Here is a 20698-nt window from a genome sequence, read left to right as displayed (position 1 = left end):
CCGCCATTTTGCAATGCGGCTCTGGAAACGTGGCTGAGGCGGGCGCTCCGATCATTGTGACCGCCGAGCTCGGGAAGGCGGATCAAGGCTGGGCTGATGCGCTGCGCCGCAAACACTATCCCGCCGAGCGTAATCAATTGCCCGCCCACCTGATCCTGTTCCACCATCTCCCGCCCTCGATCGAAGGGGAATTGCGTGGCATGCTCACGGGCCTGAGCGCCGGGCCCAAGCCCTCAGCCACGATCGCTGGGGCCTATTCGCTGGGGAGCGGGGTGGCGATCGCGATTTCGAGCCCGGATCTCCTGGCGATATGGGCGGAGATCGCCGCGCGCTTCGAGCGCCACCTGATCCCGCAGGACAGCCATTCGCCGCGGTTGCACGTCACGATCCAGAACAAGGTGGAGCCAGCTCTCGCACGAGGAACTTTGGCCGAGGTCGAGGCGAGCCTCGTGCGCCGGCCTGTCGAGATCGCGGCGCTGGCCTGCTGGCGGTATCGCGGCGGTCCATGGTCGCTCATCTCGCGCCATGCCTTTCGCGGTTAGGTGGCGGTCAGTTCCTTGAGCGGAATATCGCCATTCGCGAGTTGCGCGCGATCGACCCGCTCGCCGCTCAGCACCAGCGCGCGACCCTGCACATAATCCTTGGTGCGGTTGACGCAGTCGAGCGCCACGATCTGGCCCTGGTTGAGATAGACGACGGAAAAGCTTCGCGTCGCCGGATCGCCGCGGACGATGCGCTCGTCATGCGCGACCGAGAGCCCCACCGTCTGAAGGCGCAGATCATATTGGTTGGACCAGAACCAGGGCACCGCATCGTAAGGCGCCGGATTGCCGAGCATGTGCTGCACCGCGGTCCGCGCCTGGTCATTGGCGTTCTGGACGGATTCGACGCGCACCCGCCGGCCGGCCGCGAACCGGTTCTCATGCGCGGCGCAATCGCCGATCGCATAGACGTCCGGCAGCGACGTCTGGCAAAATTCGTCGACGTCGACGCCATTGCCGCCCGTGGCGCCTGCCAGCAGCAGGGGACCGGTCTCCGGTACGATGCCGATGCCGACGATCACCGCGTCTGTCGCGATGACCGTGCCGTCGGCGAGGCGGACGCCGGTGGCGCGCTCGCCGCTGTCGGTCTCGATCGCCTCGACGGCGGCGGAGAGGCGCACGTCCACGCCATGGGCGCGATGTTCCGCCTCGAAGAAAGCGGACAGCTCAGGCCCCGCGACCCGCGCCAGCACCCGGTCGAGCGCCTCGATCAGCGTCACCTGCTTGCCGAGTTTGCTGAGCACGGCCGCCGCTTCCAGCCCGATATAGCCGCCGCCGACGATCGCATAGCGCTGCGCGTTGGGCAGCGTCGCGATCAGCGCGTCGACATCGGCGCGTGTGCGCACGGTGTAGAGGCCATGCGCGGTGCTGCCAGGGCAGGAGAGGCGCCGCGCGACGCCGCCGCCGGCCCAGATCAGCTTGCCATAGCCATGTTCGGCATCGCTCGTCGTCACCACCCGATGCTCGTCGGCATGGATCGCCTTGACCCGCTCGCCGAGCATCATCGTGACGGCGTGATCATCCCAGAAATGCGCCGGGCGCAGCAAGATCCGCTTGAACGGCTTCTCGCCGGCCAGATAGTCCTTGGAAAGCGGCGGGCGTTCGTAGGGCAGCTCCGGCTCGGCGCTGATCAGGCCGATCGAGCCCTCGAATTTGAGCTGGCGCAGCAGGATCGCGGCTTGCGCTCCGGCATGCCCGCCGCCGACGATGAGGCAATCGAAATGCGGCACGTCCACTCCTCACGCTGCGCGACGAGCGTCGCCTTGCCAGAGAAAGCGCGGCTTCGCAATCGAGGCAACCGGCGAAATGGGTCGAAGAATGGTAGCGGAGGAGGGACTCGAACCCCCGACACGCGGATTATGATTCCGCTGCTCTAACCGGCTGAGCTACTCCGCCCCGAAGGAACGCGATCCCCTGTTCCGGCGATCGGTCGGCGCGCTATACGCAGGCCGGCCGGACCGGTCAATGGTCAGTTGCCGCCTCTATTCCGCCGCCATGGCGACCCCGCCGGGCGTCCGGGCCTCAGGCTGCGGGCGCCGTAGCAAGGCCGAGATCGCCACGATCGAGAGGAAGAGGATGAACGGGCAGATGGCGGCCAGCGCATAGGTGCGCACCGCCGGGATCCCGGCGGTGAGGATTGCCGCGCCGATGAACGGTCCGATGAAGCCGCCGGCCTTGCCGACCGCCGATGCCCAGCCGCCGGCGCTCGCGCGGATCGCACTGGGGTAATAAAGCGCGAGCTGGCTGATGATCGCCGTGTGACAGCCGCCGACGAGCATGCTCTGGACGACGATGACAGGCAGCAAGATGGAGCTCGGGATCCACTCCATGCCGACCGCGACTGCCATGGGGACGATAAGCAAGGTGCAGCTCGCCGCGAACTTGAGGCCGTATCTCGCGGACAGGCGCATGATGATGACGCCCGAAATGGCGCCGAGCAGCCCGCCGATTGCCGACACGTTCGCCGCGACCTCGCGCGCGATGTGCATGCGCTCCAGGATCGTCGGACCGAAGGCGGACTTGAAGAAGATACCGAGCGCGCTGGCGAAATAGCCGATCCAGATGATCGGGGTCAGCAGCCGCAACTTGCCTTCGAAAAGATCGCCCAGGCGGAAATTGCGCGTCTGCTTGATCTCGTCGCCGAGGATGAAGCGATCGTCGGGCTGCACGTCGATACTGGCGTCGAGCCGCTTGAGTGCGGCCGCCACCAGATCCGGCCTGATCCCCTTGCTGATCCGGAAGCGAGGCGATTCGGGCAGGAAGATCGCGATCATGATGGCGCAGATCACCGAGCCGATGCCGCCGACGAAATAGACGCCTTCCCAGCCATAGGTCGGCGCGATCCAATTGGTCAGTGGCCCCGCGAGCGAGCTGCCGATGCTGAAGCCCATCATGATGAAGGCGACGACGGTGGCGCGCAGCTTGGTGGGGATGAACTCGACGTTGAGCGCCCAGGCGAGCGGCAAGGCTCCGCCGATCGCCAGCCCGTCGAGAAAACGCAGCGCGAGCAGCGCGGGATAATAGGTCGCAAAGCCGGTGAGGAAGGTGAGAATGCCAAAAGCGAGGGTGCACATGATGATCGTCGGCCTGCGCCCGATCCGGTCGCCGACATAAGTGAACGTCAGGCCGCCCAGGATCATGCCGGCCGTGCCGGCCGAGAAGGCGCCGCTGAGCTGATAGTCGGTGAGGTGCAGCTCGTCCTGCATGTAGGGCGCCGTGAACGACACCATCATCATGTCGAGCCCGTCGAACATGGTGACCAGCCAGGAGAGAGTCATCAGCAGATAGTTGAACGGTGTCAGCTTTCTGTCTTCCAGCAGCCTCGCGAGATCGATCGTGCGAGCCGGTCTTGTCATGACGCTGGTAATCTCCCTCTCCACGCCGCTAAGCTGTGTCTTGCGCAACGATAACAGGCGGTCGCGGGCTTTGGCTATAGGAATAGGCATATTTGCTCTAATGATTAGGAAGCTTTCGATATAGTCTGGCATTCACACGCTGATTCGAGCAGGAGCGGAAGAGTATATGGCAGAGGAACAGACCCCTAAGATCCAGCAGGTTCGCCAGTCGGAGGACCGCTTCCTGGCATCTGATCTGTTCGAATCGGGCGGGCGCCAGTTGCCGCGGGCCAACGGCACCGGCACGTATGTCGAGCCTTCGCGCGAGATCCCCATTTATCACAATTGCGATGTGCTTGTCGTGGGCGGTGGTCCCGCTGGCACCGCAGCCGCCTGGGCGGCGGCGCAGGCCGGGGCCGACGTCGTCTTGATGGAGCGCTACAATCATCTGGGTGGTCTTTCGACCGGCGGCCTGGTCATCTGGATCGATCGCATGACCGATTGGACCGGACGACAGGTCATTCAAGGCTTTGCCGTGGATGTGTTCGACCGGATGCCCGGCGAAGGTTATCAGGGTCCGCCGCGCGCCGACTGGGGATCGAACGATCCCAGGAAAGCCAGCTACTGGGGCCAGCGCACGGCGGCCTCGCACGGCATCGTCAACTGGTCGCCGACGCTCGACCCCGAACGGCTCAAGCTGATCAGCCAGGAGATGCTGCTCGAGAAGGGCGTCCGTCTGGTCTTCCATAGCTGGGCGGCCGTGCCGATCGTCGCGGATGGCGCGGTCAAGGGCGTGGTCTTCGAATCCAAGGGTGGTCGCCAGGCGCTGATGGCCAAGGTCGTTGTCGACACCACGGGCGATGGTGACATCTTCGCCCGTGCCGGCGCCGAGTTCGATACGGATATCGAGGAAGGCGACGTCCACCACAGCGCGAATACCGCTTTCATGCTCGGCGGCGTGGACATGGACCGCTGGCTGGCCTTCCGCGCCAACGATCCGGACCAATATGCTCAGTTCGCGGCGCTGGGCCGTGAGCGGCTCGGCTTTTTCCAGCCGCCTTATGTCTCGTGGCGCAATGACATCGCCTTGTTCCTCGGCCCGCGCCAGTCCGGCCTGTCGGCACTCGACGTCGACGACCAGACCGAGCTGGAGATCCGCTCGCATCGCTTCATGCAGACGCATTGCGAGTTCTTCCTGGCCCATGCGCCGGGTTTCGAGGGGGCCTATATGCTCCAGAGCGCTCCCCAGCTGGGTGTCCGCCACACGCGGCGACTGGGCGGCGTCAGCAAGGTGCTGCGCAGTCAGTGGGCAGACGGCCTCGCGCTTCCCGACGAGATCGGCGTCAGCCCGTCCGTTTCGCTCAAATATCCGGTTATCTCTGTGCCATACGGCGCGCTCGTGCCCCGGCGGCTCGATGGCCTGCTCGCGGGCGGTCGTCACATCAGCTGCGACGCCAACTCGCACGGCTTCATGCGCGAGATCCCGCAATGCTGGTTGACCGGGCAGGCGGCGGGCGCCGCCGCCGCGCTGGCGGTCGGTGCCGGCGTGCAGCCGCGCGCGGTCGACATCAAGGCACTGCAGAAGGAACTGCGCCGGCAGGGCGTCTTCCTGCACGACCAGCCCGCGCAGGACGCCCTCGTCGATGCTGCGCAGGCGACGGCAGGCTGAGATTTCGGGTCGATATTTCGAGAGTAGTGACATGGCAGATATTGATACAGCGCCAGAACGCGCGCGTGAGCGGGTAGGGAGTTCCGAGGAGCAACCCGCTGCCTGGTCGGCGACCAACGGCGGCGGCGCGGAGGGCATCACCCGGCGGCTCGGCATCGTCCAGCTCGACGCGATCGATGCGGCCGTCCGGGCCACCGAAGGCCGCGAGACGACGACGATCACGCGAGCTGATTTCGGCGCGCCCGAGATTACCGCGCTGATGGATGCTGCCCGTTACGACATTATCCAGGGGCGGGGCGCCGTGTTGCTCTCCGGCATCGATATCAGCCGGTACAGCGTCGACCAGTTCGCGCGCATCCATTTCGGTCTCGGCGCGCACCTCGGCAGGGCTGCCGAGCAGAGCGAACGCCATGATCGCATCGGTTACGTCCGCAAGGAGCCCAATCCGGAGAAGCGCGGTTATCTCAGCGACACCGAGCTCGGGCCGCACACCGATTATCACGGCATATTGAGCCTCGCCTCCGTGGTGACGTCCGAGGAAGGCGGTGTCAGCGGCTTCGTCAGCGCGGCAGCGGTCTATGATGTCATCCGGCGCGAGCGGCCCGACCTGCTCGAAGCGCTCGAGGAAGGCTATTATTATCCGACCGGCCTCGACAGCGTCACCGATTACAAGGTGCCGACCTTCTCCGTCATCGACGGGCATATCGGCGTCTATGCCTATGTCCTGTTCATCGTCCGGGCGGCGATGATCCGGGGTGAGCCTGTGCCCGCGAAATTCGTCGAGGCGCTGCGCTTCTTCAACACGGTTGCGCGCCGTCCGGAACTCATGGCCTCCTTCACCATGCAACCCGGCGAGATCGCCTATTGGCACAATTTCCGCGTGCTCCATTCGCGCACAAGCTTCCGCAACACGCCCGGTCGCGAGCGGCTGTTGCTGCGCCTGTGGCTGCACCCGCGCGATCATTTCCCGCTGGCGAAGGGCTTCTACGAGATTTCCGACATTCTCGACCAGCAGCACGCCCAGGGCTTCTCGATGGTCGGCAATACCGAGGAATTGCTACGCGGCGCCTACGAGCTCATGCGCGGCTGAACGCCGGCGCCATCGCTTCGACGAGAGCCTGATCCATCCTCCCCGGCCCGCGCCGGGGTGACGGTGACTCTTGTCTAAGCCGCCGGGGGCTTTCCCGCCCAGGCGAGAAAGTCGAAATCATCCTCGACCTGGATGAAGAGATTGGCGACCTGCGACATCAGACGCGTGACATGCCCCTTGCCGCTGGTGTCCTCCAGATAGACGAGGTCTCCCTTGCCGATCTTCGTGCTGCTGCCATCGCCGAACTCGCCGACAATGTCGCCGACCGTGTTGATCGTGAAGGTCTTGCCGGGCGCCGTGTGCCAGTCCTCCACTCCGGGAGCGATGCAGGCGGCGAGCACTGCCTTGACCGGCAATTGCTTCATCGTCCCATAAACGCGCACGCGATCATGATGCGTCACGCCCCTGGCATCGGCATAGACGTGGATGACTTCCATCGTGCCGGGCGCGCAGGTGCCTGTCGAAGGCTGGAAGGATCGGCCCTCCGGGGCGGCGCGCCCGCTCCCGGCGAGTAAAGCGAAGGGAAGGGCGGCAAGAAGATTGCGGCGACTGCTGTCCATGGGCGTCTCTCCTGTAGGCGACCGGCCATCGGTGACCGGTTCGATGGCCTTCTCGCATATCGGAAGGGCGGCAGGACAGGCGTTTTGGCGCGCCCGGCAGGATTCGAACCTGCGACCACTCGCTTAGAAGGCGAGTGCTCTATCCAGCTGAGCTACGGGCGCTGTGCCGCTGCCCTTAGAGCATTATTGTGCGCAACGGAAATGGCCTTTCGCGCGGATGGACGAGGTCGCGAAGACGCGGCATAGATGCGCCATGGCCACCGAAACCCCCGCTCACCCCGTCCATGTCGATGCCAGCACGCTCAGGGGGCGGGAGCTGCGCTATTACGACTTCGTCATGGCGGCGTTCGTGGCGATCCTCTTGCTCTCCAATGTCATTGGCGCGGCCAAGCTCGCGACCCTTTGGGGCTTCACCTTCGGCGCGGGCATCCTCTTCTTCCCACTGGGCTATGTCATCGGCGATGTCTTGACCGAGGTCTATGGTTATGCCCGTGCCAGACGCTGCATTTGGGCAGGTTTCGGCGCCATGCTGTTCATGGCCTTGATGAGCTGGGTTGTGGTTTCGCTGCCGCCGGCGGCAGGCTGGGATGGCCAGGGGGCCTATGAATCGGTCTTCGGCCAGGTGCCGCGCATCGTCTTCGCCTCGATCTTTGCCTTCTGGGCCGGTGAGCTCACCAACAGCTTCGTCCTCGCGAAGATGAAAATCCTGACGCAGGGCAAGCATCTCTGGACCCGAACGATCGGGTCGACGATCATCGGCCAGGGAGTGGACAGCCTGCTTTTCTATCCGCTCGCCTTCTTCGGCATCTGGTCAAACGAGCAGGTGCTGACCGTCATGATCACCAATTGGGCCCTCAAGGTGAGCTGGGAAATCGTGCTGACGCCGGTCACCTATCTCTTCGTCAACGCCTTCAAGCGCGGCGAAGGGATGGACGTCTATGACGAGAAGACGAATTTCACGCCTTTCAAAGCCGGCGTTTGATCCGTTTTGATACACGGGTCGCGGGCCGGAACCCGGCTGCCGCGCCTGCCTTCCGAGCCGCATAACGTAGCGCAAATCCATCAAAGTTAACGAAAAATCTGTGCTCTATTGCGGGATGGGCTGTGCCGTTAACCATAGTTGACAGTGGTCGGGCGTTCATGGAAGGCCGCGAATCACGGGTATCGCAAGTTTAAAAACTGCCTATCAAGGTAGTAATAATGGGGGATCAGGTCGAGGATTCGCTTGGCTGGCGATCAAGATAAAAACGTAACACAGGATCCCTAAGTCTATGATATATCGTCAAAAAATTTGCTACGAAATAGATAAAACTGTAACAACGGTATCTTTAGACTTCTCTGCCAATCGAGAGAGGTATATAGAGAAAAATAGGCGGCGGGCACAGATTGGAAAACGCCCCATGCCGTGGTCAACTTTTGGCTCTGACGGTCAGCGCAAGTATTTAACGCGCGCTGAAGCAGACCGATTTCTTATGGTTGCTAAAAAAGAAACCATAGAAGTCTATTCATTCTGCTGGTTCATTGCAGTAACCGGATGCAGAATTTCAGAAGCGTTGATGACAACGGCCCAATGCGTCGATTTCGAGGCGGGGCTGGTGACCATGGAAAGCCTGAAAAAGCGCCGAACTGGCGTCTATCGCTCGGTTCCTCTGCCCGTCACCCTGCTGGACGCACTGCGCAAATGGTTCCACACGGCGAATTTTTCGTCGGATCAGCGGCTCTGGCCCTGGTCACGCATGACCGGATATCGGCGCATTACTGAAGTGATGGCGAAGGCTGGCATTTCAGGCCCTTGGGCGACCCCCAAGGGGCTCAGGCACGCTTTTGGCGTGCGTGCCGTACAGTCAGGCGCGCCATTGCATATGGTTCAACGCTGGCTTGGTCACGCCGATATGAAGACGACAGCGATTTATGCGGGAGCTGTTGGTCCTGAGGAGCGCGACATCGCGTCACGCACCTGGCTGAAGCAGGACAGCAGGACGGAAAAACCGCAACCCGCCTACCACCCGTCTCCTGTTCCCGAATCGGAATGGGAGGAACCGCCCATGACCCATCCGGATGATATCGTTCCGCCCACTGTCCCGGTGATGGTGGAAGGGCCAGTTGGGAAAGCGAAGAGCCGAAAACCTTGGTTTAGACGGTCTTCTTGGGGAGAAAGAGCAATCTCCACTTGCCAACTGATACAGTTTTATCTATTCGGTCTCACGTCCGAACGAGTGGTTCGTCCGGCCGCGGAGAGCATCGATGAGCACCCATCTGCAAGTCGCACCCACCGACGTCGGTCTGCCACCAAGAACCCTCGACACAATCCAGGACGTGAGTGGCGAGGCACGGGTAACCATACGCGTAGACAATTTCTCCCACATTCTGTCTGCCTATGGGGCTGCCGGGATCACCGCTGCGGTAGCGACGGTCGATCTTGTTCTTGACCAGATTCGCAAAGGCGGGTGCTCGGTATCGACGCTCCGCCCCGGCCATGCGGAAATCTCGTTCGGACAACGATCCCTGTTGGAAGCCGCAGAGATCGTGGAAGTGGTGGTCGCTGAGCTCTCATGCAGGCCAGTCCACCTCGGTGACCACCACTTCCACCTTGCCGTCACATGCTCCGCTGCCAGCATCGGCACCTGGGGCACCGCGGGGCACAGCCCGTCCACGTGCGAACCGCTGCACGACGACGAGGGCTCGGCTGCTCAATATCATCGCGACATGCAAGTGGCGGTGGATACCTTCGCCGCATTGTTCGACGGTCGGTTCCACATGAGCTGGCAGCCCGTCGTGGCTGCCGATCGGCCGACGAAGGTTTTGTATAATGAAGCGCTCGCCCGGATCATTGGAGACGACGGCGAGCAGCTTTCTCCCGCGTTGTTCGTGCCCACGCTCGAGCGTCTGGGTCTTGTGCGCGCCTTCGACCGCCAGATGGTCGCCATCGTTCTGGATGAGCTGGAGGCGTTTCCGGGCGCGGTGCTCGGCGTCAACATTTCCGGTCACAGCGCGCGGCTTGACGGATGGTGGTCGTCGCTGTTCAACCGGTTGCAGCGCTCCGATATTGCGGACAGGCTGGTGGTGGAGATCACCGAGACGGCGGCGCTTCCCCCCGAGGCGCCGATGTTCGTCCGCGCCCTGCGCAAGCTTGGCTGCCGCGTGGCGCTCGATGACTTCGGCGTCGGGCATGCCTCGGTGCGCAATGCGATCTCCCTGTGCCCGGACATCGTGAAGATCGACGCTTTCTTCGTGCGCAATTCGGGCCTCTCCGACAGGAGCGGGGCGATGTTGGAGCACCTGATCGGCATTGCCGGCAATGTCGCACCGATCGTCATCGTCGAGGGGGTCGAGGGCCTCCGGCAGAGCGAGCACGCAGCGCAATTGCAGGCGCGCCACGCCGGACCGTCAGGCGAATGCTGGCAGCAGGGCTATCACTTCGGCAAACCGTCCTTCTGGCGGAGCTGGCGGCATGATGGCGCCGAACCGCGCGTCGTCCCGCTGCGAGATCTTGCGATGCACTCGACTGGCTTTCGTCCCTGGTTCCGTGCTGCAAGCGAGGGGCAGGCCTGATGAATGCGCGCAATAAACCGGCGGTCGATCCGGCTGAGTTGGAGCTGCGCAATCTCGCGGACCTGCTCGCGTCGACAGGCGATCCGCGTCTGGCGGCGCCGTATCGGCCCCGGTTGAGAAGCGCAGACCCGAGCCTGGCCATTGGCATGCTGATCGCCCTGCCGGTCAGCGCTGCGTTGTGGCTGGGCCTGGGCCTGGTCGTGCAGTCCCTGCTGCACTGACCTGCCTCATCCGTTCAGGATGAAGCGCGCCCCTGCCGCAGCATGGATGATGGTGCTGTCGTAGATCGGCAGCACATTGGCGTGAACGTCCACGATCAGCTCCAGCTCGGTGCAGGCGAGGACAACGGCCTGGACCTCTTCCTTGGCGATATCGGTCAGCTCGGACTTCATGTAGCGCTCGGCGTCGCGCGTGATCTTGCCAGCCGCGAGCTCGTCATAGACCATGCGGTCGATCCGGCCGGCCAGCTCCGCGTCGGCCGGGAGGAGGGAGACGCCGCCGGTCTGGACCAGCTTCTGGCGATAGTCGCGGTCCATCATGACGTTGCTGGTGCCGACCAGGGCCACGGCCTTGATCTTGTCCGCTTTCAGCTTGGCGCCGATCTCGTCGATGATGTTGATCACCGGAATGCCGATCGAGCTTTCGATCTGCGATGCGACCTTGTGCAGACTGTTGGCGCAGATCATCAGCGCCTCCGCGCCCGCCGCCTCGAGTGACTTGGCCGCGCCGATCATGTGCCCTGCCGCACAGTCCCAGTCGTTGGATGAGGTGCAGCGAGCCACCTCGGCGAAATCGAGGCTGTCGATCAGCAGGGTGGCGCTGTGCAGCCCGCCCAGTTCGCGCTGCACGGCTCGATTGATGAGGTCATAATAACGTGCGGTGGAGGACCAGGAGAGGCCGCCGATCAGTCCGAGTTTCTTCATGGCGCCTTTCTTGGCGGATGCAGGCGCTTTGGGCAAGGCGGCGCGGCGCGTGGCCGTCGAGGAATCGTCATTGCTCGACCTGGATGCCGCTCTTATCGTCCCGCCAGGTTGGGCGAAGGGATGAGATCATGCACACTGGACGGCAGCGAATCTCGCGCCGGGACTGGATGGCCGGGGCGGCGGGTCTTTCCCTTGCGGCGCTGGCGCGACCCGGTTTTCTGCGCGCGGCCGAGCCGGATCTCTCCGGCCTGGGGGACATGACGCGAGGCGTCGCGCCTATCGGGCGGGACGAAAGGAATGGTCGGATTGCGCGCGCCCAGACCCTCATGAAAGCGAACGGCATCGGCGCCGTGCTGATCGAAGCGGGATCGAGCCTCGATTATTTCACCGGCGTGCAGTGGTGGCGCAGTGAGCGGCTGACGGCAGCGATTCTCCCCATGGAGGGGGAGGTTTGCCTCGTCACGCCTTTCTTCGAAGAGCCCTCGGTCCGCCAGACTCTCGCCGTCGCCGCTGATCTGCGCGTGTGGCAGGAGGATGAGGATCCGGTGAGACTGGTCGCCGGTTTCCTCAAGGAACGCGGGCTGGCCGGGCAGCCCGTCGGCATCGAGGAAACGGTGCGCTATTTCGCGGTCGACGGCCTCAAGCGGGCCTTGCCTGACGCCAGGCTGGTGTCGGCCAATCCGGTCGTGCGCGGCTGCCGGCTGCTCAAGTCCCCGGCCGAGATCGCCCTGATGCAGGCAGCGAACGACGTGACGCTGGCGGCCCTGCGTTGGGTCCATCCGCGCATCGAGAGGGGGATGCAGCGCGCCGATATCGCGGCTCTGGTCGTGGCAGCGTCGGCGAGGCTCGGCGGGGAGGACATCGACGCGCTGATCCTGATCGGTGAGGCAAGCGCCTACCCCCATGGCAGCAACGCGCCGCAGAGCGTGACCGAGGGCACGCTGGTGCTCCTCGACTGCGGCTGCAAGGTGCATGGCTATACATCCGATATTTCGCGCAGCTTCGTGTTCGGCGCGGCCAGCAACGCCCAGCGCAAGGTCTGGGACGATGTCGCGCGCGGACAGCAGGCGGCGTTGGCCGCTGCCCGGCTTGGCGCGCCGGCGGGCGAGATCGACGACGCCGTTCGCGTCCTTTACGAGCGCTTGGGCTATGGGCCGCGCTACAGACTGCCAGGGCTTTCCCATCGCACGGGCCACGGCATCGGCATGGACGGCCACGAGCCGGTCAATCTGGTCCACGGCGAGGCCACACGATTGGCGGCAGGCATGTGCTTCTCCAACGAGCCGGGCCTCTATCTGCCCGGCCAGTTCGGCGTCCGCCTGGAGGACTGCTTTCACATGACCGACGCGGGACCGACATGGTTCACGGTGCCGCCGACGTCCATCGATCGGCCGTTCGACTAATGGCGGGTCGCTCGGCTCAGTGCGCTAGCGATTTGACGATGTCCTCGACCATTTTCTTGGCATCGGCGAGCAGCATCATCGTGTTGTCCATGTAGAACACATCATTGTCGACGCCGGCATAGCCGACGCCGCCCATCGAGCGCTTCACGAACAGGACGGTCTTGGCATTGGCGACGTCGAGGATCGGCATGCCGTAGATGGGCGACGACTTGTCGGTCTTGGCGGCCGGATTGGTGACGTCATTGGCGCCGATGACGAAAGCGACGTCGGTCTGCGCGAATTCGCTGTTGATGTCTTCCAGCTCGAACACCTCGTCATAGGGCACGTTCGCTTCGGCCAGCAGGACGTTCATATGGCCGGGCATGCGTCCCGCGACCGGATGGATCGCATATTTGACGCTGACACCTTCCTTCTTGAGCAGATCGGCCATCTCGCGCAGCGCATGCTGAGCCTGGGAGACGGCCATGCCATAGCCGGGCACGATGATGACGCTGTCGGCCTGCTTCATCAGGAAGGCGGCGTCCTCGGCCGACCCGCGCTTCCAGGGGCGCTGCTCTTTCGCCTCGCCATCACCGGACGCAGCTTCAGCGCCGAAGCCGCCGGCGATGACCGAGAGGAAGCTGCGGTTCATCGCCTTGCACATGATATAGCTCAGGATCGCGCCCGACGAGCCGACCAGCGCGCCGGTGATGATCATCGCTGTGTTGTGCAGCGTGAAGCCCATCGCGGCGGCGGCCCAGCCCGAATAGCTGTTCAGCATCGAGACCACGACCGGCATGTCCGCCCCGCCGATGGGGATGATCAACAGGAAACCGATGGCGAAGGAAAGGCCGACGATGATCCAGAAGTCCATCGGCGCCTGGCTGTCGAAGAAGCCGTATGTGAAGAACAGGATCGCCAGCAGCGCGCCGATGTTGATGACATGGCGGCCGGGCAGCAGGATCGGCTTGCCAGACATCATGCCGGCCAGTTTCAGGAAAGCGATGACCGAGCCGGAGAAGGTGATCGCGCCGATGGCGACGCCGAGTGCCATCTCGATGCGGCTCGCGGCGTGAATCGCGCCGGTGGCGGGATCGATGATGCCGAAACTGGCGGGATTGAGGAAGGCGGCGATGCCGACCACGACGGCAGCGAGGCCGACGAGGCTGTGGAACGCAGCGACGAGTTGCGGCATGGCCGTCATCGCGATCTTGCGCGCGATCACGAAGCCGATCGCGCCGCCGATCAGGATCGCGGCGCCGAGCCGGGGCAGGGCGACGGCATCATGCGTCGCGATGGTCGTGCCGACCGCGATCAACATGCCGAGCATGCCAAGGCGATTGCCGCGCCGACTGCTCTCGGGGTTCGAAAGGCCGCGCAGCGCGAGAATGAAGAGAATGCCCGAGACCAGATAGGCAAAGGCGACCAGCGGCTCGATGGTGAGGCCCGCCAGCATCATTTGCGCTCCTTCTTCTTGTACATCGCCAGCATCCGCTCCGTCACGGCGAAGCCACCGAAGATGTTGATCGAGGCGAGCACGACCCCGATCAGGCCGAGCCATTGCGCGCCTTCGCTCTCCGCCTCCGCGCTGGCGATCAGCGCGCCGACGATGATGACCGAGGAAATGGCATTGGTCACAGCCATGAGCGGGGTGTGCAGCGCTGGCGTCACTGACCAGACGACATAATAGCCGACAAAGCAGGCCAGCACGAAGATGGAGAGGATGGCGACGAAGTCCATGGGGCTAGCTCTCCCGGTTGCTCGCGCGCTGCAGCAGTTCGACCATATTGCCCTCGGGATCGCGCAGAAAGGCGACTTTGACCTTGAGCGAGCCGACCGGCACCGGACCGAGCGCAGGCTTAACCCCACGCGCGGCAAGCGTCGCAATGGCGGCGTCCAGGTCTGGCACCTGCAGGGTCAGATGGGTGTAGCCGCGCACGGCGGCATGGTCCGGGGGCAGGGCGCGCTCCGGACCAGGCTTGGAGTCTGGCAGCGACATGAGCTCGATCCGCTGGCTGCCGGCTTCGATCCAGCGCAGCTTTCCGCCGGTCGTGCCGAGAGGCACGTCGAGCGTCACCTTGAAGCCCAGCTTCTCGACATACCAAGCGCTGACCTTGTCGATGTCGGCCACCGAGAGCCCGACCATGAAGGGCGCGAGCGAAAGCGGGTTGGGTGCCTCCGCGGCCATGGCGGACGGGGCGACGGCAAAGGCGAGACTGAGCGGGATGAGCATGCGCCGGCTCATCCGAGCAGCCTTTCGTTCACGACCTTGCCGCCCTGCGTCAGGCGGATACCCTTCACGATCTCGTCGTCATCGGGCAGCACGGGAGCGGCTGCGTCCTTGTCCCAGTAGGCCGACAGGAAATTATAGAGATTGCGCGCGAAGAGGGCGGAGCTGTCCGCCGCGAGACGCGAGGGCACATTCTTGTGGCCGACGATCTTCACGCCGTGCGTCTCGACGATCTCGCCCGCCACGGCACCTTCGACATTGCCGCCTTGCTCGACGGCCAGATCGACGATCACGCTGCCGGGCTTCATCGTCGCGATCTGCGCGTCACTGATCAGGCGCGGGGCAGGGCGGCCGGGGATCAGCGCGGTGGTGATGACGATGTCCTGCTTGGCGATGTGACTGGAGACCAGCTCTGCCTGCGCCTTCTGATATTCCGGGGACATCTCGCTGGCATAGCCGCCGGTGCCTTCGCCCTCGATGCCTTTCACGGCCTCGACGAAGACCGGCTTGGCGCCGAGCGATTCGATCTGTTCCCTGGTGGCGGCGCGCACGTCGGTCGCGGAGACCTGGGCGCCGAGGCGGCGGGCCGTGGCGATCGCCTGCAGGCCCGCGACGCCGACGCCCATGATGAACACCCGCGCGGCCGAGACGGTGCCGGCCGCCGTCATCATCATCGGGAAGGCGCGGCCATATTCGGCAGCGGCATCGAGCACCGCCTTGTAGCCGGAGAGGTTGGACTGGGAGGACAGAATGTCCATCGATTGCGCGCGTGTGATGCGCGGCATGAATTCCATTGCGAGCGCTTCCAGGCCCGCGCCCGCATAGCCGTCCACACGCGCGCGCTCGCCAAAGGGGTTGAGCCCGCCGACGACAAGCGCGCCGGCATTGGCGCCCGCGAGCGATGCAGGCTCCGGTCCCTGGACGCAGAGTATGATTCCCGCGCCGTTCACGACGGCCGCACGATCGCCAACCTCCGCACCTGCTGCCTGATATTCGGCATCGCTAACTGACGCCGTGAGGCCCGCGGCGTTTTCGATCGCGACTTGCGCGCCGAGCGCGATGAACTTGCGCACCGTCTCGGGTGAGGCGGCAACGCGCTTTTCCCCCGCGGCAGTTTCGCGCAGGACAGCGATCTTCATCGCTGGCGGCCTATTTCGCGCCGCCTCCGTGGGAAATGATGAGAATGACGAGGAGGCCGGCGATCACGCTCACGATCGTCCCCCACTTCATCAGCGTGGTGAACGCGCTGAAGGTGTTGTTCGCCTGCGTCATGTCCTGATGTTCTGCCATTTCTTCCGGTTCCCTGCTTCCGTCTCCGGTGCCGTCCTAGCGGCAAGGTTACGTCATCTCAAGCGGCTTGGCGCCTGTTCATGTTCGGAAAATGCAGCGAGGCGCATGCGCTTAATCGGCTCTTTACCCTCCTTCACTATCAAGGTCGCCGGGGACGTGCAGGAATTATCGATGAGCGACGCTGAAAATCCAATCCTGCTGCTGGTTGACGATGAGCCCGCGCAGCGCCGTCTGAATATCGCCATGGCCAACCGGGCCGGATGGCGCACGGTCTGCGCGAACAGCGCTGAAGACGCGCTGGCCATGCTCGGCACTCGCGAAGGCATGCGCCTGTCCGCCGTGGTGATCGACGATTGGACGCAGGGCCTGGAAGCCACCGCGCTGGTTCGCGAGATTCACGAGCGCCGTCCGCAACTGCCCGTGCTCGTGTTGACCGCGAACAGCTCGGCCGCGCAGGCCGTCGAGGCGATGCGCGCGGGCGCCCATGACTTCCTGATCAAGCCGATCGCGCCGGACAGCTTCCTGGCCGCGCTGCAGTCCGTGCTCAGGCATCCCAGCTCCGCCGGAGAGCTGCGGCCGCTGACCGAGAAGATCCGCGCGCCGCTCGGCTTCGACGAGATCGTCGGCTCATCGCCGACTTTTCGCGCTGCCCTCGCCATCGCGGCCAAAGCCGCGCGCGCCCGCGTGCCGATCCTCATCGAGGGTGAGAGCGGAGTTGGCAAGGAAGTTATCGCCCACGCCATCCACACCACCTCTCCCCGCGCTCGCGCGGCGATGGTGACGGTCAATTGCGGGGCCATTCCCGCCAATCTGGTGGAATCCGACCTGTTCGGCCATGAGCGCGGGGCCTTCACCGGCGCCTTCGAGCGGCATGTCGGCAAATTCATGTCGGCCAACGGCGGCACCATCTTCCTCGACGAGATCAGCGAGCTTCCGCTCGATGCGCAGGTCAAGCTGCTGCGCGTGCTGCAGGACGGCGAGATCCAGCCGGTCGGCGCGCGCCTGCCGAGTCAGGTCGACGTGCGCGTCATCGCCGCGACGAACAAGCGCCTCATCGACGAAGTGGAGGCGGGGCGCTTCCGTGAGGATCTCTACTATCGCCTCAACGTCGTCCAGCTCACCATTCCGCCGCTGCGCGAGCGCGTGGGCGATATTCCGGCCTTGGCGCGGCACCTGCTTGATCGCATTGCGGCGCAGCCGGGGCTGCATAGCCTCGGCATCACCAACGAGGCGCTGAGCCTGCTCGGGCGACATGACTGGCCGGGCAATGTTCGCCAGCTCCACAACACCTTGTTCCGTGCCGCCGTGCTCTGTGAGGGCGATGCGCTGACCGTTGCCGATTTCCCGCAGCTCTCCGGACAGCTCCAGGCAGATATCGGGCCGCGGGCGAGCAAGGGCATGACGCCGATCGTGCGCAGCGCTCAGGAGAACGGCATTGGCGTGACGCTCTACGAGACGAACGGTCATCTGCGCTCGCTCTCGGACATCGAAGCGGACGTCATTCGCCTCGCCATCGGCCATTATCGCGGTCGCATGACCGAAGTGGCGCGCCGGCTCGGCATCGGGCGCTCGACACTCTACCGCAAGCTCGCGGAGCTGGGGATCGACACGGCGGCGTGATCCGGCGCCGGGCTCAATAATTGAGCTTGGGATACCATTTCTCCGGTCGCCCTTCCGGCGTCAGGTCAAGCAGGCTCCAGAGTGGTGCGATATCCGGATAGGTGCGCGGATCCTGCCCCGGATCGGCAGCTTCCCAAGGCATCTCGGCAGCATAGAAGAGCCGGGCCTTGTCGCCATCCTTGCGAAACACGACAATGGCGGCACCCTCCGATCCATCGTCGTCGAGAATGCCGATGTCGCGCGCATAATCGTCGCCGACCGTCTGCACGAAATCGAGATGCTGCCATCCACGCTCGATCGCGAAAGCGCGCTGGCGGGTCGTCGGACTGCGGCCGAAGACCTTGAGGGCCGCGCGCTGCTTCACGTCTGCGGCATTGCCGTTTACGCCGCCGAGCCAGTTGGTGCACATCGGGCACGGCCGTTCGCGCTGGGGGCCGTACATCCAGAAGTAGCTGATCAGCGTGTCATGATCACCGAACAGGTCGATGAGCCCGATATCCGCGCCATTCTCGTCCTTGAAACGGTAGTTCTTCTCGATCACCGGCCCAGGTGGCAGTGCCTGGCGCTGCTCGACAAGGCGCGTGGCCTGTCGGCGAAACGCGATTTCCTCCTCCAGATGCTTGAGACGTGCCTGAGAATAAGCTTCGCTTTCGCCGGGAAAGAGCGGCTTGCGGAGCCGCGCCAGTTCGCTGGCTGGTTTCAGGGCGTTGTCGTCGAGTGCCATGCCATCATCCTCTCATTCCAGTCGAGCGATGAGGTTAGTTATCTTTAATAACTGAGACAAGCGGCATAACGATGGGCCGATCCGCCCCGGCGATCAGGCGTCGATCACGTCCTCATCCACCTGCGCCGCATTCTCCTGGATGAAGGCGAAGCGGTGGGCGGGATTGGTGCCCATCAGGCGGTCGACCAGGTCCTTGACCCCTGCGCGCTCTTCATATTCCTGCGGCAGGGTGATGCGGACCAGCTGGCGGACCTTGGGGTCCATGGTGGTTTCGCGCAGCTGCATCGGGTTCATTTCGCCCAGCCCCTTGAAGCGGCTGACCTCGACCTTCTTGCCCTTGAACTCGCCCGCCACCAGCGCAGCGAGCGCCTCGTCATTGGCGGCATAGCCGCTCTTGCCGCCCGCCACGACGCGATAGAGCGGGGGTTGCGCGAGGTAGAGATGGCCGCGCCGGACGAGATCGGGCATTTCCTGAAAGAAGAAGGTCATCAGCAGGGTTGCGATATGGGCGCCGTCGACATCGGCGTCGGTCATGATCACGATCCGCTCGTAGCGCAGATTGTCGGCATTGCAGTTCTTGCCGGTCCCGCATCCGGTGGCGAGGATGAGGTCGGCGATTTCCTGATTGGCGAGGATCTTGGCGGTGGTGGCTGAGGCCACGTTGAGGATCTTGCCGCGGATCGGCAGGATCGCCTGCGTCTTGCGGTCGCGCGCCTGCTTGGCCGAGCCGCCGGCGCTGTCGCCCTCGACGATGAAGAGCTCGGTGCCGTCCGGATCATCGGAGGAGCAATCGGTGAGCTTGCCGGGCAGGCGGACCTTGCGGCCGCTGGTCGCCGTCTTGCGCTTGATCTCCTTCTCGGCGCGGCGCTTCAGGCGCTCGTCCATGCGCTCGAGGATATGGCCGAGCAGCGCCTTGCCGCGATCCATATTGTCGGCGAGGAAATGGTCGAAATGATCGCGGACGGCCGCTTCCACGAGGCGCGCGGCCTCGGGGCTGGTCAGACGGTCCTTGGTCTGGCTCTGGAACTGCGGATCGCGAATGAAGACGCTGAGCATCAGTTCGGCGCCGTTCATGACGTCCTCTGTCTGGACGTCCTTGGCTTTCTTCTGGCCGACCAGATCGGCGAAGGCGCGGATGCCCTTGGTGAGCGCGGCGCGCAGGCCCGCCTCGTGCGTGCCGCCATCCGGCGTCGGGATGGTGTTGCAATACCAGCTCGTCGAGCCGTCCGACCAGAGCGGCCAGGCCACGGCCCACTCGACCCGGCCCATACCGTCCGGGAAGTCCTGCGTACCGCGGAAGAACTCGGCCGTCGCGCATTCGCGATCGCCAAGCTGTTCGCGCAGATGATCGGACAGGCCGCCGGGGAACTGGAACACCGCCTCGGCCGGGGTGTCGTCGGTGATGAGCGAGGGATCGCATTTCCAGCGAATCTCGACGCCGGCGAACAGATAGGCCTTGGAGCGGGCGAGGCGATGCAGGCGCGCCGGCTTGAACTTTAGCTCGCCGAAAATCTCGGTGTCCGGCGTGAAGCTGACCGCCGTGCCGCGGCGGTTGGGCGCCGCGCCGACCTTCTCCAGCGAACCGAGCGGCAGGCCGCGCGAGAAGCGCTGACGATAGAGCTCGCGATTGAGCGCTACCTCGATCTCGGTATCGGAGGAGAGCGCATTGACGACGCTGATGCCGACGCCGTGCAGGCCACCGCTGGTCTGATAGGCCTTGTCGCTGAACTTGCCGCCGGAATGGAGCGTGGTCATGATGACTTCGAGCGCCGATTTGCCCGGAAATTTGGGATGCTCGTCGACGGGGATGCCACGGCCATTGTCGGTGATGGTCAGGCGATTGCCGGCCTCCAGCGTCACCTCGATGCGCGTGGCATAGCCCGCGACGGCTTCGTCCATGCTGTTATCGAGCACTTCAGACCCGAGATGATGCAACGCGCGCTCGTCGGTGCCGCCGATATACATGCCCGGGCGCCGGCGGACCGGTTCCAGCCCTTCCAGAACCTCGATGGTGGAGGCGTTGTAGCTTTCGGTGGCGCGGGCGCCGCCAGGGCGCTCGAAAAGGTCGTCTGACATGGGCGAGCTATACGGGGTGGGGAGTCGGGTCCGCAAGTGCAGACTGTGCGCGCTTTGTTCGCCGTCCGATGCGGGGCGTGACGGGCGCTGCCGAACGACTCCGCGCCGCGACGCGCATTCCGCCTTTCATCGTCGCCTATCGTGCGCCTCCGGTCGGATAACTTCTCGGATGGGGTGCATGGACGCCCCGTTTCCAACACCATCCG

General features: G+C 64.3%; 19 protein-coding genes, 2 tRNA genes and 1 pseudogene. 9 read left to right on the top strand and 13 right to left on the bottom strand.

Annotation, left to right across the window (positions count from 1 at the left end):
* The first annotated feature begins 56 nt into the window (after positions 1 to 56).
* Positions 57 to 542: a 2'-5' RNA ligase family protein gene (locus KK488_RS02520; protein ID WP_349356836.1), complete on the top strand. Its 486-nt coding sequence runs from the start codon at positions 57 to 59 to the stop codon at positions 540 to 542.
* On the opposite strand, the gene KK488_RS02515 is transcribed toward KK488_RS02520, so the two are convergent.
* The 3 genes from KK488_RS02515 to KK488_RS02505 all read right to left on the bottom strand — a co-directional run bounded on the left by KK488_RS02515 (position 539) and on the right by KK488_RS02505 (position 3397).
* Positions 539 to 1771 (bottom strand): NAD(P)/FAD-dependent oxidoreductase, encoded by a 1233-nt coding sequence (locus KK488_RS02515; RefSeq protein ID WP_214621530.1) that lies wholly within the window; start codon positions 1769 to 1771, stop codon positions 539 to 541. The genes KK488_RS02520 and KK488_RS02515 overlap by 4 nt on opposite strands.
* Before the next feature lie 89 nt (positions 1772 to 1860).
* Positions 1861 to 1937 (bottom strand) — tRNA-Met (locus KK488_RS02510).
* Positions 1938 to 2023: 86 nt separating this feature from the next.
* The gene (locus KK488_RS02505; protein WP_214621529.1) at positions 2024 to 3397 is read right to left on the bottom strand and encodes an MFS transporter; all 1374 of its coding nucleotides are present in this window, start codon (positions 3395 to 3397) and stop codon (positions 2024 to 2026) included.
* Between the two features lie 166 nt (positions 3398 to 3563).
* Between KK488_RS02505 and KK488_RS02500 the strand changes: the two genes are divergently transcribed.
* Together KK488_RS02500 and KK488_RS02495 are read left to right on the top strand one after the other, a co-directional pair.
* A complete protein-coding gene (locus KK488_RS02500; RefSeq protein WP_214621528.1) occupies positions 3564 to 5045 on the top strand; it encodes an FAD-dependent oxidoreductase in 1482 nt (493 codons plus the stop codon).
* Positions 5046 to 5076: 31 nt separating this feature from the next.
* The gene (locus KK488_RS02495; protein WP_214621527.1) at positions 5077 to 6135 is read left to right on the top strand and encodes a TauD/TfdA family dioxygenase; all 1059 of its coding nucleotides are present in this window, start codon (positions 5077 to 5079) and stop codon (positions 6133 to 6135) included.
* A 74-nt stretch (positions 6136 to 6209) separates the two neighbouring features.
* Here the strand turns inward: KK488_RS02495 and KK488_RS02490 are convergent, their stop codons facing one another.
* Both KK488_RS02490 and KK488_RS02485 read right to left on the bottom strand, forming a co-directional pair.
* Positions 6210 to 6695, bottom strand: a complete 486-nt coding sequence (locus tag KK488_RS02490) for a cupin domain-containing protein (RefSeq protein WP_214621526.1) — start codon at positions 6693 to 6695, stop codon at positions 6210 to 6212.
* A gap of 85 nt (positions 6696 to 6780) precedes the next feature.
* Positions 6781 to 6857 (bottom strand) — tRNA-Arg (locus KK488_RS02485).
* A gap of 91 nt (positions 6858 to 6948) precedes the next feature.
* Between KK488_RS02485 and KK488_RS02480 the strand changes: the two genes are divergently transcribed.
* The 4 genes and pseudogenes from KK488_RS02480 to KK488_RS02470 all read left to right on the top strand — a co-directional run bounded on the left by KK488_RS02480 (position 6949) and on the right by KK488_RS02470 (position 10468).
* Positions 6949 to 7677, top strand: coding sequence for a queuosine precursor transporter (locus KK488_RS02480; RefSeq protein ID WP_214621525.1), 729 nt, complete (start codon positions 6949 to 6951; stop codon positions 7675 to 7677).
* A 289-nt stretch (positions 7678 to 7966) separates the two neighbouring features.
* Positions 7967 to 8599 (top strand): annotated as a pseudogene (locus tag KK488_RS21230) (tyrosine-type recombinase/integrase); the annotation flags it as partial.
* A 340-nt stretch (positions 8600 to 8939) separates the two neighbouring features.
* Positions 8940 to 10247 (top strand): EAL domain-containing protein, encoded by a 1308-nt coding sequence (locus tag KK488_RS21225; RefSeq protein WP_250889983.1) that lies wholly within the window; start codon positions 8940 to 8942, stop codon positions 10245 to 10247.
* Positions 10247 to 10468, top strand: a complete 222-nt coding sequence (locus KK488_RS02470) for a hypothetical protein (RefSeq protein WP_214621524.1) — start codon at positions 10247 to 10249, stop codon at positions 10466 to 10468. Before KK488_RS21225 ends, KK488_RS02470 begins: the two co-directional genes overlap by 1 nt.
* Positions 10469 to 10474: 6 nt before the next feature.
* Here the strand turns inward: KK488_RS02470 and KK488_RS02465 are convergent, their stop codons facing one another.
* Positions 10475 to 11170, bottom strand: coding sequence for an aspartate/glutamate racemase family protein (locus KK488_RS02465; protein WP_214621523.1), 696 nt, complete (start codon positions 11168 to 11170; stop codon positions 10475 to 10477).
* Between the two features lie 128 nt (positions 11171 to 11298).
* On the opposite strand from KK488_RS02465, the gene KK488_RS02460 reads away from it, so the two are divergent.
* Positions 11299 to 12573 (top strand): M24 family metallopeptidase, encoded by a 1275-nt coding sequence (locus KK488_RS02460; protein ID WP_214621522.1) that lies wholly within the window; start codon positions 11299 to 11301, stop codon positions 12571 to 12573.
* Between the two features lie 16 nt (positions 12574 to 12589).
* On the opposite strand, the gene KK488_RS02455 is transcribed toward KK488_RS02460, so the two are convergent.
* From KK488_RS02455 to KK488_RS02435, 5 genes are read right to left on the bottom strand one after another with little or no spacing between them, the layout of a single operon-like run.
* Positions 12590 to 14008 (bottom strand): NAD(P)(+) transhydrogenase (Re/Si-specific) subunit beta, encoded by a 1419-nt coding sequence (locus KK488_RS02455; protein WP_214621629.1) that lies wholly within the window; start codon positions 14006 to 14008, stop codon positions 12590 to 12592.
* On the bottom strand, positions 14008 to 14292 hold the full coding sequence (locus KK488_RS02450; protein WP_214621521.1) for an NAD(P) transhydrogenase subunit alpha part 2: 285 nt from the start codon (positions 14290 to 14292) through the stop codon (positions 14008 to 14010). Before KK488_RS02450 ends, KK488_RS02455 begins: the two co-directional genes overlap by 1 nt.
* Positions 14293 to 14296: 4 nt before the next feature.
* Entirely contained in the window at positions 14297 to 14797 is a 501-nt protein-coding gene (locus KK488_RS02445; protein ID WP_214621520.1) for a VOC family protein, read from the bottom strand.
* Positions 14794 to 15921 carry an NAD(P) transhydrogenase subunit alpha gene (locus tag KK488_RS02440; protein WP_214621519.1) on the bottom strand — a complete coding sequence of 376 codons (1128 nt, stop codon included), beginning with the start codon at positions 15919 to 15921 and terminating at the stop codon, positions 14794 to 14796. The genes KK488_RS02445 and KK488_RS02440 overlap by 4 nt, the downstream gene beginning before the upstream one ends.
* Before the next feature lie 10 nt (positions 15922 to 15931).
* The gene (locus tag KK488_RS02435; RefSeq protein ID WP_214621518.1) at positions 15932 to 16072 is read right to left on the bottom strand and encodes an aa3-type cytochrome c oxidase subunit IV; all 141 of its coding nucleotides are present in this window, start codon (positions 16070 to 16072) and stop codon (positions 15932 to 15934) included.
* A gap of 171 nt (positions 16073 to 16243) precedes the next feature.
* Here KK488_RS02435 and KK488_RS02430 point away from each other — a divergent pair, with 171 nt between their 5' ends.
* The gene (locus KK488_RS02430) at positions 16244 to 17692 is read left to right on the top strand and encodes a sigma-54-dependent transcriptional regulator (RefSeq protein WP_214621517.1); all 1449 of its coding nucleotides are present in this window, start codon (positions 16244 to 16246) and stop codon (positions 17690 to 17692) included.
* A 13-nt stretch (positions 17693 to 17705) separates the two neighbouring features.
* Here KK488_RS02430 and KK488_RS02425 read toward each other — a convergent pair whose 3' ends face one another.
* Both KK488_RS02425 and parE read right to left on the bottom strand, forming a co-directional pair.
* Positions 17706 to 18416: a DUF899 family protein gene (locus KK488_RS02425; protein WP_214621516.1), complete on the bottom strand. Its 711-nt coding sequence runs from the start codon at positions 18414 to 18416 to the stop codon at positions 17706 to 17708.
* A 93-nt stretch (positions 18417 to 18509) separates the two neighbouring features.
* The gene (gene parE, locus KK488_RS02420; protein WP_214621515.1) at positions 18510 to 20492 is read right to left on the bottom strand and encodes a DNA topoisomerase IV subunit B; all 1983 of its coding nucleotides are present in this window, start codon (positions 20490 to 20492) and stop codon (positions 18510 to 18512) included.
* Positions 20493 to 20698: the final 206 nt, after the last annotated feature.

Origin of the sequence: Sphingobium nicotianae (assembly GCF_018603885.1) — a bacterium.
GTDB classification, from domain to species: domain Bacteria; phylum Pseudomonadota; class Alphaproteobacteria; order Sphingomonadales; family Sphingomonadaceae; genus Sphingobium; species Sphingobium nicotianae.
This window is presented reverse-complemented; position numbering and strand designations above follow the sequence as displayed.